Here is a 334-nt window from a genome sequence, read left to right as displayed (position 1 = left end):
GTTAGCGTTGGCCGGAATGCCCTCTCCGACGCGGAAGAGGGAGTTTTGAGTTTGCTATTACTTCATTGTTTTAACTTGTGTTCATCTTATCATTTAAAAGATAACACTGCCGGCTCTCACTCTCGTCATTCCAGAATTTTCGTGATAAAAAGTGATTTCATGACCCCCTTCAAAATATCTGGAATCTCCCCGATCGTGGCAGTGCTCAAACCTTCTGTAGCACATTTAATAGGGAGATTCCAAAGCTTCGCTCCGCTGCGTTTGGAATGACGTGGTATGGATTAGGGTATGGATTTCTTGCCGGTGTATGGCCTCACCCGGCAAAGGCCTGTAA

Origin of the sequence: Fulvivirga kasyanovii, assembly GCF_009711405.1 — a bacterium.
Classification (GTDB): Bacteria; Bacteroidota; Bacteroidia; order Cytophagales; family Cyclobacteriaceae; genus Fulvivirga; species Fulvivirga kasyanovii.
The sequence above is the reverse complement of the archived record's forward strand: the minus strand, read 5'-3'. Positions refer to the sequence as shown.